This window comes from Vulcanococcus sp. CPBay_Sum15L08_68 (genome assembly GCF_017855895.1).
In the GTDB taxonomy this organism is placed as follows: Bacteria; Cyanobacteriota; Cyanobacteriia; order PCC-6307; family Cyanobiaceae; genus Vulcanococcus.
This window is the reverse complement of record NZ_JAFMFX010000058.1, coordinates 1-11126: the sequence shown is the minus strand read 5'-3', so window position 1 is coordinate 11126 and position 11126 is coordinate 1. Positions and strand designations below refer to the sequence as shown.

Annotated in this window: 13 protein-coding genes and 1 pseudogene; 5 read left to right on the top strand and 9 right to left on the bottom strand. The window is 66.8% G+C overall.

All coding sequences use genetic code 11. The features are described 5' to 3' along the window. Positions 1-284 (top strand): PDZ domain-containing protein (locus tag QZ189_RS09055; protein WP_296421583.1); only part of this gene is annotated, 284 nt, incomplete at its 5' end. Positions 285-288: 4 nt separating this feature from the next. On the opposite strand, the gene QZ189_RS09050 is transcribed toward QZ189_RS09055, so the two are convergent. From QZ189_RS09050 to QZ189_RS09015, 8 genes are all read right to left on the bottom strand, one after another. Further along, positions 289-468: a hypothetical protein gene (locus QZ189_RS09050; protein WP_010313131.1), complete on the bottom strand. Its 180-nt coding sequence runs from the start codon at positions 466-468 to the stop codon at positions 289-291. Positions 469-612: 144 nt separating this feature from the next. Next, a complete protein-coding gene (locus tag QZ189_RS09045) occupies positions 613-2337 on the bottom strand; it encodes an ABC-F family ATP-binding cassette domain-containing protein (protein ID WP_296421582.1) in 1725 nt (574 codons plus the stop codon). Between the two features lie 241 nt (positions 2338-2578). Beyond that, entirely contained in the window at positions 2579-2812 is a 234-nt protein-coding gene (locus QZ189_RS09040; protein WP_029625999.1) for a hypothetical protein, read from the bottom strand. Positions 2813-2886: 74 nt separating this feature from the next. Continuing rightward, positions 2887-4029 carry an anhydro-N-acetylmuramic acid kinase gene (locus QZ189_RS09035; RefSeq protein ID WP_296421581.1) on the bottom strand — a complete coding sequence of 381 codons (1143 nt, stop codon included), beginning with the start codon at positions 4027-4029 and terminating at the stop codon, positions 2887-2889. Positions 4030-4098: 69 nt separating this feature from the next. Next, positions 4099-4734 (bottom strand): peroxiredoxin, encoded by a 636-nt coding sequence (locus QZ189_RS09030; protein WP_010313112.1) that lies wholly within the window; start codon positions 4732-4734, stop codon positions 4099-4101. Positions 4735-4792: 58 nt separating this feature from the next. Continuing rightward, a complete protein-coding gene (gene hflX / locus QZ189_RS09025; RefSeq protein ID WP_296421580.1) occupies positions 4793-6391 on the bottom strand; it encodes a GTPase HflX in 1599 nt (532 codons plus the stop codon). Positions 6392-6405: 14 nt separating this feature from the next. Further along, the gene (locus tag QZ189_RS09020; protein WP_296421579.1) at positions 6406-7059 is read right to left on the bottom strand and encodes an HAD-IA family hydrolase; all 654 of its coding nucleotides are present in this window, start codon (positions 7057-7059) and stop codon (positions 6406-6408) included. Further along, a complete protein-coding gene (locus tag QZ189_RS09015) occupies positions 7056-8240 on the bottom strand; it encodes an FAD-dependent oxidoreductase (RefSeq protein WP_296421578.1) in 1185 nt (394 codons plus the stop codon). Before QZ189_RS09015 ends, QZ189_RS09020 begins: the two co-directional genes overlap by 4 nt. Positions 8241-8307: 67 nt before the next feature. Here QZ189_RS09015 and QZ189_RS09010 point away from each other — a divergent pair, with 67 nt between their 5' ends. Beyond that, positions 8308-9045 carry a phosphoadenylyl-sulfate reductase gene (locus QZ189_RS09010; RefSeq protein WP_296421577.1) on the top strand — a complete coding sequence of 246 codons (738 nt, stop codon included), beginning with the start codon at positions 8308-8310 and terminating at the stop codon, positions 9043-9045. After that, positions 9046-9702, top strand: a complete 657-nt coding sequence (locus tag QZ189_RS09005; RefSeq protein WP_296421576.1) for a type III pantothenate kinase — start codon at positions 9046-9048, stop codon at positions 9700-9702. Here the strand turns inward: QZ189_RS09005 and bcp are convergent. Next, positions 9695-10162, bottom strand: a complete 468-nt coding sequence (gene bcp / locus QZ189_RS09000) for a thioredoxin-dependent thiol peroxidase (RefSeq protein ID WP_010313098.1) — start codon at positions 10160-10162, stop codon at positions 9695-9697. The genes QZ189_RS09005 and bcp overlap by 8 nt on opposite strands. Positions 10163-10292: 130 nt before the next feature. Between bcp and QZ189_RS08995 the strand changes: the two genes are divergently transcribed. Continuing rightward, positions 10293-10835, top strand: a complete 543-nt coding sequence (locus QZ189_RS08995; protein ID WP_296421575.1) for a 4'-phosphopantetheinyl transferase superfamily protein — start codon at positions 10293-10295, stop codon at positions 10833-10835. Positions 10836-10933: 98 nt separating this feature from the next. Beyond that, positions 10934-11126: pseudogene (locus QZ189_RS08990) on the top strand (hypothetical protein); the annotation flags it as partial.

The following is an 11126-nucleotide window of genomic DNA, read 5'->3' as shown; positions in this document are numbered from 1 at the left end:
TCAGCCACGCGATGGTGGGCGTTGCCCTAGAGCCCGTGCGCAATGGCTCTGGGGCAAGGGTCCGCAGCGTGATGCCCGGCGGGCCAGCGGCTCGCGCTGGGGTCCGCGCTGGCGATGTGGTGGTGGCCGCGGCGGGGCAACCCGTGGCTGATCCGGCGGCCCTGATCCAGGTGGTCAGTCGCCATGGCGTGGGCCGGCCGCTGCTGCTGGAGCTGGAGCGAGATGGCCAGCGTCTGGAGGTCCGCGTGACCCCCGTCGAGCTCTCGACCTTGATGCAGCGCTAGGGCGTCATTGCTGCTCGCGCAGCACCTCAACGCATTGGGTCACGCATTCGCCGTCATCCACGGAGCAGGCCGTGATGCATTCGAAGTAGCTGCTCACCGGATCCCCCTCGCTTCGGGCGGGGATACCGGGGGTGGCGTGGGCCCGGGGGAAAGCCGATGGAGTTGCGTTGAACAGGGGATCCATGGCCGGCTCTCGATGGGCCTTAACAGCCTATGCACAAGTGTTCAATAACCCCTAGAAAAATGAGTCTTCTTGCCTAGTGCTTTGTGAAGTTTATGCGTTAGGTATTTCTTCGCTCTGTCCTGTGAACTTGAGGCGATTTTCCTGTCAGGCAGCGGATTTGCGGGCGGCTTCCTTCGCTTTTTGCTTGTCGCGTTTGGCCTTGCGCTTGGCCTCCTGTTCGGCGGCCTCGAGGGCGGCCTGGGTGGCTGCAGATTCCTCGGCTTTCTTCTCGCGGTAGTAGGCATAATCACCGCGGTAGACCACTAATTCGCCGTCGCGGATCTCGACAATCTTGTTGGCCACGCGGGAGATGAAATAGCGGTCGTGGCTGACCACCAGAGCGGCCCCTTCGTAGTCACGAAGAGCGCCCTCCAGCATCTCCTTGGCCGGGATATCCAGGTGGTTCGTCGGCTCATCCAGCACCAGCAGATTGCAGGGGCTCAGCAACATCAACGCCAGAGCCAGCCGGGCCTTCTCGCCTCCGCTGAGCTTGCCCACCTCCTTGAAGACCGCGTCATTGCTGAAGCAGAAGCTGCCCAGCAGGGAGCGCACCTGGGTTTGGGTCCAGTCCGGAACGGCTTCGAACATCGTGTCGATCACCGTTTTGCTCAGGTCGAGCGCCTCGGCTTGGTTCTGCTCGAAGTAGCTGGCGATCACGTTGTGCTCGCCAAGCCCGGCTGAGCCCTCGTCGGGCGTCTCGATGCCCATCACCAGCCGCAGCAGCGTCGACTTGCCGGCCCCATTGGGTCCAACAAAGGCAATCCGGTCCCCCCGTTCAATCTCGAGATTGGCCCCTAGGAAGAGGATCTGCTCGCCATAGCTGTGGCTCAGGTCCTTGATCTCGGCGATCAGACGGCCGCTGCGCGGAGCGGGCGGGAACTGGAAACGAGGACCGCTGACGCTCTCAGTCGGTGCCTCAATCCGCTCCACCTTGTCCAGCAACTTTTCGCGGCTCTTGGCCTGGGTGGATCGCGTGGCGCTGGCGCGGAATCGATCGATGTAGGCCTGTTGGGTGGCGAGTTCCTTCTGTTGCCGCTCAAAGGCGGCTTGCCCGGCTTCGCGCTCGAGGGCCTTTTGCTCGAGGTGGTTGCTGTAGTTCCCCAGGTAGCTGCGGGAGACGCCGCGTTCGGTCTCGACGATTTGGTTGCAGACCCGATCGAGGAAGGCTCGGTCGTGGCTGATCACCACCAGCGGGCAGGTTTGGCCGATCAGATAGTCCTCAAGCCACTGGATGGTCTCGACATCCAGGTGGTTGGTTGGTTCGTCCAGCAGCAGCAGATCGGGCTCCTGGAGCAGCACCTTGCCCAGGGCGATGCGCATCTGCCAGCCCCCGGAGTAATCCCCCACCAACTGCTCGGCCCCCTCGGGGCTGAAGCCGATGGTCGGCAGCAGCTTGTCGATGCGGGCGTCGAGCTCGTAGCCGTGCAGCCCCTCAAAGCGGCTTTGCAGCCGGCCCAGTTCATGGATCAGGGCATCGAGGTGGTCGGGGTCGTTGGCGGCCTGCTCAGAGCCCATCTCCTCTTCCACCTGACGCTGGCGGTTGAGCACCTGGGCGGCTTCGCCGAAGGCCTGGAACAACTCCTGCCGAACCGTGCGCGACGGGTCAACGTCGAATTCCTGTTGGAGGTAGACGATGCGGGGTTCCCCCTGCTTCACCACCTGCCCGCTGCTGGGCTCCTCCAGCCCAGAGATGATCCGCATCTGGGTGGATTTGCCGGCGCCATTCACGCCGACCAGGCCAATGCGGTCCCCGGTTTTCACCTCCCAGGTGACATCCCGGAGCACCTCGCCCGTGGGATAGATCTTGGAGACGCGTTCGAGGCGAAGCAAGGCGGTATTGGTAGAGGGCGCCGGTTCGGGCTCACGCCCTGGGTCGTACCGACATCATCTCCCTCCGGCTGATTGCAGGCCGATCAGCCCTGCAGACTGGAGGTTCCTGACTGCATCGACCGCCATGGTGAAGCGACTCGAGCAGGTGGCGGCCCTGGTGGTGGCCGCCGGCCTCGCGATCGTGAGCTACTGGCTGTTCTTCAGTTGGATGGGGGAAGACCGCCGGCCCCAGCGCAACCGTTCAGAGTCCGCCGCGGGCCTTGAGCAGCCATTGCTTGGTGTCGGGGTCTTCGACGCTGGCCAAGTGGGCTTTGACGTCGTCGCGGCTCACCGGGAGTCCCCAGCTCTGCCCCAGTTCACAGATGCGGCTGAGGGTGCCTGAGGGATCCTGCAGGGCTTGCCGGAAGAGCTCCTGGGTGAGGTCTTGATCGCTGCGGATGCGCTCATAGAGCGCGGGGGCATTGCCGGAACTCATGGATTCTGCGGCCGGACCCTCTCACCCTAGAAATCGCATCGGCTCTTGCCGATCCTTCGCGACGGAAGTTGATCTCAGGGGTGGTGCCTGAGCCCCGGTGGCTCGGCGCAGAGCCCGAGAACGGAGGGCTGCGAGGCCCCGGTCACCGACGTCAGCGAGCCGCTGGCGCCCAGGCCGTGCCACCAGGCCAGCAGGGCAAAGGCCAGGGCCTCCCGGTCGCTGTCGGCAATGCCCAGCTCAGCGAGGGGCCGCAGGCGTAGGCCGCGGCAGCGGCGGCGCAGTTCCCGCATCAAGGTGGCGTTGCGTGCCCCGCCCCCCGCCACCAGCAGCTCCAGGGCCGGAGGGGCCTGCCGCAAGTCCTGCGCGACCACCGCCGCCGTGAAGGCCGTCAAGGTGGCCAGGGCGTCAGCGGGCTGGAGCGGATTGAGCTGCTCCAGGCGCCGCTGGAGGTCGGCTGCACCAAAGAGCTCGCGGCCCGTTGATTTGGGCGGTTGGCTTTGGAAATAAGGCTCCTGCAGCCAACGGGTGATGAGGGCTTCATCGGCCTGGCCTTCCGCCGCCCAGGCACCGCCGGCATCAAAGCTCCGCTCGCCCTGGCTGAAGTGTTGAACCGCCAGGTCCAAGAGGCTGTTGGCGGGGCCGCAGTCCCAACCCAGCACCGCTGCTTGGCGGTCGGGGCCGGAGCGGGGCGGCAGCAGGGTCAGGTTGGCGATGCCCCCGAGGTTCAGCAGGGCACGCCAGCCGCCGATCGGGGGAAGCAAGGCGGCATCGGCCGCCGGCACGAGCGGTGCGCCCTGGCCGCCCAGGGCCAGGTCGGCGGCGCGGAAGTCAAACACCACCGGCGTCCTCAGCCGCAAGGCCAGGCGTTGCGCGTGCAGCAGTTGCCAGCTGTTGCCGGTGCGCTCGCCGCTGGGGGGGCGGTGCCAGAGGGTCTGGCCATGGCAGCCCACCCTCTGGGCGCTGCCCTCGGGGTCGCAGGCCAGGGCGGCCTGGGCCTGCACCTCCGTCAGCGCTTCACCGAGCTCGAGCAGCTCCGCGGCGCTGGTGGGTTGCCCTTGGCCGACCGCCACGATCTGAGCCCGCAGGGCTTCGGGGTAGGGCAGGGAGGCACGGCTGTGGATCTGCCAGCGGGGCCGCCTGATGGGGCCGCTGAAGCTGGCGAGCACCGCATCAACGCCATCGGCGCTGGTGCCGCTCATCAGTCCCAAGACCCGCATGCGCAGACAAAAGCCCCCGGGAATTCTCCCGGGGGCCGAGGACCCTGACGAGGGTTCAGCGACTCACTGTCACTTGTTGGGTTGCGGAGTCATGCGCAGGTAGGGCTTGATCTCGGTCACGCCCTTGGGGAACTTGCTGCGGGCTTCGTCGGTGGGGATCGAGGGAACCACGACGCAGTCCTGACCGTCGGTCCAGTTGACCGGGGTGGCCACCTGGTGGTGGTCGGTCAGTTGCAGGGAGTCGATCACCCGCAGGATCTCGTTGAAGTTCCGGCCGGTGCTGGCGGGGTAGGTGATCTGCAGACGCAGCTTCTTGTTGGGGTCGATGATGAACACCGAGCGCACCGTCAGGTTGTTGAGCGAATTGGGATGGATCATCCCGTAGAGATCGCTCACCTTCTTGTCTTCGTCGGCCAGGATCGGATAGTCAACGGTGGTCTTCTGCACCTCGTTGATGTCGCAGATCCAGCCCTTGTGGCTCTCGGCGGAATCGACGCTCAGGGCGATCGTCTTGACGTTGCGCTTGTCCCACTCGGAGCGCAGCCGGGACACCTCGCCCAGCTCGGTGGTGCAGACGGGGGTGTAGTCCGCGGGGTGGGAGAACAGCACAACCCAGCTGTCACCAGCGAAGTCGTAGAGGTTGATCGGACCCAGTTGGGAGTCCTGGGTGAAATCGGGAACGGTGTCGCCGAGCTGCAGAGGCATGGCCGTGGCCGGTTGGAGGCAAAAATGGTGGCATATCTGCAGCGGGGCCTGACGGACCTCAGGCGAAAAGGCTGCGCTTGAGGTGCTCGAGCCCAAGCCCGCCGGTGGCCGAGACGAACAGCACCTGGGGGTCCAGCGCTTTGGCCTGATCGATCGCGGCCTTGGGGCAGCGGTCGATTTGATTGGCGATCAGTTGCCGCGGGACATCGCTGCCGAGTTGATCGAGGATGGCGTGGACGGTGCTGAGCTGCTCGCTCCAGCCGGGGTCGGAGAGGTCCACCACCAGCAGCAGTCGATCGGCATCCAGGGTTTCTTCGAGGGTGGAGCGGAAGGCTTCCACCAGCGGCGGCGGTAGGTCCCGGATAAAGCCCACCGTGTCGGTCAGGAGCAGGTGCGCCGGGGCTCCCCCATCCGGGTTGGGCTGCACGATCCGGCGGGTGGTGGGATCGAGGGTGGCGAAGAGTTTGTTTTCCGCCAGCACCGCCTCCTGCTGCGGCGCTTTGCTGAGGGCGTTCAACAGGGAGCTTTTGCCGGCGTTCGTGTAACCCACCAGGGCGAGGCGGCGCTGGGTACGGCGGTTGCTGCGCAGCCGAGCCCGGTGTTCCCGCAGCTTTTGCACATCCCGCTGCAGCTTGTCGATCCGGCGGGCGATGGCCCTGCGGTCTTTCTCCAGTTGCGTTTCCCCTGGTCCTCGGGTGCCGATCCCGCCCCCCTGCCGCGAGAGCGAGAGGCCCCGGCCCGCGAGCCGCGGCAGGCGGTAACGCAGCTGCGCCAGCTCCACCTGCAGCCGGCCGGCGGAACTGGCGGCCCTCTGGGCAAAGATGTCGAGGATCAGCTCGCTGCGGTCACTGACGGGCAGCTCGAGCCGGGCCTCCAGGGTCCTGGCCTGGGCCGGGGTGAGTTCGCGATCGGTCACCACCAGCGATGCGCCGAGACGCCGGGCCTCCAGCGCCGCCTCCTGCACCTTGCCTTCGCCCCAGAGGTTCTGGCCGTTGCGGTTGGACTGGCGCTGCACCACCAGCCCCAGGGGCTTGGCGCCGGCACTGCGCACCAGTCCCTCGAGCTCGGCGATTTCACGTCGGGCATCCTCCGGATCGCTGGGGCTGAGCACCAGCAGCAGCACCTGCTCTTGGCCCGCCAGCGCCCGGGCCGGCGTGGTCTGTTGGGGCTCGGGCGGCGCCAGCTCACAGAGCACCGCAAGGTCGTCCTGCTCCAGGGGCTGCCAGGGGCAGTGGGGATCGGAGCTGGGGCTGAAGGCGGCGGCGGGCCAGCGGCCGCCGGCCTGGGGACTGTTGCCGAAACGCAGCCAGAACCCCGGCTGCAGATCGAGCCCGACGACGGCCTCATGGCCCTGGGGCTCAAGGTGTTTGGCCCGCCCCACGCAGGTGATCAGGCGCAGGGCATTGCCTTGCCTGCGGGGGCCGCCAGGCAGGCGCTCGAGCAGCCGGCCCGATTGCTCTAGGGGGCCCACCCAGAGCAAGCGGCAGAGCCCCCGCTCATCCAGCACCAGGCTCAGGGGCAGGTCCAGCTCGGCGCTTTCGGCCGCCAGGCGCTGAAGACTGATCCAGTCCACCCCGGCGCTCTCGGGATGACGCCGGTGGCTGAGCCGCTCGAGGCGTCTGGTCTGGGCGGGCCGCAAGCCGGCGGTGCGGCCCATGAGCGCGGATTGCTTCAAGGGGTGCCGTTCGGTTTCGGGCGCTTGATCAGTAGGCAGCGGATCCCCGCGGCCGCGGCGCTGGCCTGGTCCTCGGGGCTATCGCCGATGTGCCAGACCTGCTCGGCTGGGAGCTCCAGTTGCTGCAGGGCAGCCTGCAGCGGCAGGGGACTGGGTTTGGCGGCTCCGACCACGGAGGAGACGACGACGGCATCCAACAAAGGACTGAGCTCCAGGGCCTCGAGCAGTGGCAGGAGGCGCTGATCGAAGTTGCTGACCACCGCCAGCTTCAGCCCCCGCTGCTGCCAGCGCTGCAGGTTCTCGCGCACATCGGGGTAGACCAGCCAGGGGTCAGCCTTGGCGAAGTGCTGGAACAGGGTTGTCCCAAAGCCTTCGGGCAGCGGACCCTCGTGGCCGCAGGCTGCGAAGACCTGGGCGACCAGGGTGGTCCACCAGCGCTCTTCCGCCTCGAGCAGTGCCTCACTGCTGAGCCCAGGGAAGGCCAGCTCAGGTGCCTGGCGAAAGAGACCGGCAAAGACGCCATTGATGGCCTCCGGGGCGATCGTCAGGCCGAAGGTCTCAGCCACGGCGGCATAGCTCTCACCGACCGACTGGCGCAGGCCAATCAGGGTGCCCATGGCATCGAGCAGCAGGCCGCTGGGTGCGCTCATAGCCAGTTCGCCAGCCAGCCGCCGGCCACCTTGAGCTGTTGGGGGAGTCCGGGCATGCGCGCCAGGTAGGCCAGGCGCCGCAGCTGAAAGGCGGCGGGGCCGGCCAGGGTCACTCCCATGCCGGTCAGGCTGGCTTGGCCGACCCCCAGGCCCATCATTTCCCCCAGGTCGTTCCAGACGAAGTCCTCCAGGGGGGCGCCAAGCCGAAGCCGTTGCAGGTTGCGGGCGATGCAGCTGGCCTGTTGGTAGGCCACCTGGGCGTTGGCGGGATAGAGCGCACCGCAGGAGTCCGGGCAGGCCGCGGCATCCCCCAGGACAAAGAGGTCTTCGCTGCCCTCCACCTGAAGGGAGGGGGCGCACTTCAGCCTGCCCCGCGGGTCCAGGGGCAGCGGGGGCTGCAGTTCCGGAACGCTGGCGGCCAGGCCCGCGGTCCAGATCACCCCATCGCAGCGCAGGGCTTCGGTGCTGTTGGTCCCATCCCCCAGCCGCTGCAGCTGCAGGCCGGTGGCATCGACGCTGGCCACTCGGGTATTCAGGCGCAGCCGGATGTCCCGTTGTTGGAGTGCCTTGCGGGCCTGCTCCCGGTTGAAGGCCTTGGCGATGGGCAGCAGCTCTGGACCTTGCTCCACCAGCTCGAGGATGGCGCTGCCCTCCAGCAGATCCGCGAGTTTGCAGGCCAGCTCAACGCCGCTGGCTCCAGCGCCGACGATCCCGATCCGCTGCAGCGGCGACTGCTTGGTTTTGAGTCGCGCAATCCAGCCCTGGATCTGCTCGACGTCCTCCAGGTCACGAAATCCAATGGCGTGCTCGCGCACTCCCGGGATCCCATAGGTCTCCAGTTGTCCCCCGCTGGCAATGACGGCCTGGCTGTAGGGCAGCTCGCGCCCGCGATCAGTGGTGATGGTGCGGCGGCTGCGGTCGATGCGGCTGGCCCGCTCTTGGATCCAGACCACACCGGAGCCCGCCAGAAGTTCCCGGTAGCGGGGGGCAATTTCCCAGCGCTTCAGCTCCCCACTGAGCAGCTCGTAGAGCAGGGGTAAGAACAGAAAGTGCTCCCGGGGCTCCAGCAGCAGCACCGAGGGGTGCTCACCGGAAGCCGCCAGTTGCAGAGCGGTGTTGAGTCCGCCGAAACCACCGCCGATCACCACAACAGCTGCGGGCTCAACCTCGGATGGGGGCACGGCAGACGGTGGGGAAGAAGACCAGGGCGAACCCTAACCATCTCCCCCCACATTGGAAGATGGTGCGATGACCACGTCTGCCAACCCTTCCGCGCCCAGCTTCGACACCCAGCAGGCCTGTGAGCAGCTGCGGTCGTTGAGTGCGCTTGAGCGCATGCGTTGGGGGTTGGAGACCTTTGGTGATGGCTTCGCCCTGACCACCAGCTTTGGCATTCAGGCTGCGGTCTCGCTCCACCTGGTCAGTCAGTTGGAGCGCCCGGTTCCGGTGATCTGGGTGGACACGGGGTATCTGCCCCCGGAGACCTATCAGTACTCCCAGATGCTGGTGGAGCACCTGGGCCTCAAGCTGCATGTGGCCCAGTCCGGTGTCAGTCCAGCGCGCATGGAGGCTCTCCATGGCCGCCTTTGGGAAACCGGTCAGGTGGAAGACCTGGAGACCTATCACCGCATTCGCAAGGTCGAGCCCCTGGACCGGGCGCTCAACGACCTCAAGGTCACCTGCTGGGCCAGTGGTGTCCGCGGCGGCCAGACCGACCACCGCAAAGCGATGGAGCCCGTCCAGCTGGTCCGTGGCCGCTGGGCCCTGCGCCCCTTGCTGGATTGGAACAACCGCGACGTCTTCTATTACATGCAGGAGAACGGCCTGCCCCAGCACCCTCTGTTCGAGAAGGGCTACTCGACGGTCGGCGACTGGCACTCCAGTGCCCCCGATGACGGCAGCACCAGCGGACGGGCCACCCGCTTTGGCGGTCTGAAGCAGGAATGCGGCATTCACCTGCCCGGGATGGCCGGCGAGGGCATCTAAATGGCCGAGCTGTTGCTGGTGGGCAACAGCCGATGGCACTGGGCGGAGCGCTCGCCCTCGGGCCTGCGCTGCTGGGATAGTCCGCCCCCGGATCCAGACGAGGCTTGGTCGGCGCCGCCACTGCGGGCTTGGGCCGCGGTGGGTGCTCTCCCTGCTGCCTTGGCCTTGCCAGAGGCGCAGCGCTTGCGGCTGGAGCAGGTTCCCCTGGCCGAAGCCCCCGCTTGGCTTGGCATTGATCGCGCCCTGGCGGGCTGGTGGGCGTGGCGGCAGCAGCAGGGAGCGGTGCTGGTGGTCGATGCCGGCACCAGCTTGAGTCTCACCCTGGTGGATGAGCAGGGACGCTTTGCTGGCGGCCGTTTGAGCGCGGGCCTCGCGCTGCAGCTGCGCAGCCTGCATCAGGGAACCGCGCAGTTGCCGCTGACCCAGCCCGACGCCGAGAACCTGCCGCCCTGGCCGAGGGAGACCGCCGCTGCCATGGAGGTGGGCTGTCTGCAGGCCATGGTCGGTGCGGTCAATCAGGCGATGGAGCAGCTGGAGGACGGCTGCACGCTTTGGCTGACCGGCGGCGACGCCCAGCGCCTGGCCCCCTGGTTGAACCCGAGTCCGTTGGTTGTGGCCCCTCAGCTGTGTCTGGAGGCCCTGGATCAGCTCAGCTGAGGCCGAGGTCCTGAAGGATGTCGTCGGCCATCGAGGCCGCCTTCACCTTGAGGTAAGCCTTCTCGATCTTTCCTTCGGCATCCACCACAAAGGTGTGGCGCATCATGCCCATGTACTCGCGGCCCATGAATTTCTTGAGGCCGTAGCTGCCGTAGCTCGCGGCTACGGGGCAGGGCTCAGCGTCACTGAGCAGGGTGAAGGGCAGGTCGTACTTGCTGATGAATTTGCTGTGGCTGGTGGCGCCGTCCTTGCTGATCCCCAGCACCGCGATGCCGTGTTTCTCAAAGCTGGCCCACTGATCGCGGAAGTTGCAGGCTTCCTTGGTGCAGCCCGGGGTGTCGTCCTTGGGATAGAAGTAGATCACCACCCGCTGCCCCCGGAAGCTGCTGAGGCTGACGCTGTTGCCGCTTTGATCAGGCAGGCTGAATTCCGGTGCGACGTCTCCGACCTGCAGGGCCATGGGGGGTGAGGGTTCAACTGGCGGGAGCCTAGAAGGACTGCCAGCGCAGGCGCCCCAGCTCTGGCTCAGCCCGCTGGCGCAGCCCTCTGCTGCAGGCCTGTCCCCCCAGGAGCAGCTGTGGTGTGCGGCCTTGCCCGCTGCGCTCCAGCCCCGATATCGCTCCAGCCGTCAGCAGCTCCGCGCCCGCCTGGCTGCTTTGTTTGCGGTCTCTGCAGAGTCCATTCCCCTCTGCAGCCCCCCTGGCGAGGCGCCGCGGCTGGAGGCGGGCTGGGGATTTGTGAGCTTGAGCCATAGCGGTGAGCAACTCCTGCTGGCCTGGTCCCCCTGGGCGGTGGGGGTGGACCTGGAGCGCCGCGACCGCGTGCTGCAGGCGGACCTGTTGGCCCAGCGTTTTTTCCCGCCTGAGGAGAACCAGGCGTTGCTGGCGCTGCCGGCGGAGGTGCGTCGCCTGCAGGTGTTGCGCAGTTGGGTGCGCAAGGAGGCGGCGATTAAGTGGATGGCGTCCTCCATCGCGGAGGAGTTGCGCCATTGGTATTGGGATGACACCAAGCAGGAGTTAATCCACCTGCAACGGGGCCTCAAGCCCCCCTCGCTTTGCCTGGAGTCCGGTGGCTGGCTCTGCGCGCTGGTGGGGGATGGCGCGGGCGATACCCAGTGGGCTGAGGGCGGCTGAGTTTGTTTTTTACGCAGCCGATTCTTAAAACAAACCAGAGTTGCCGTGTCGCGTCCCACGGGACTCGCCATACCGGGGATGTCTTCCTCTGCAAACCCATGCGCAAGGCACTCCTTCCCTTGGCTGGCGTTGGTTTCCTGATGGCAGGCCTGTCTGCGCAGGCCATCCCTCAGAACGGCCCCACCACCATCAACTCCGATCAGTCCGGCGTCGGCTTCGGCGCTCCGACCTTCATCCAGCCTTCCGGTCTTCCCACCCAGACCGCCCGGACGGTGAGCAACGGTTTCGTTC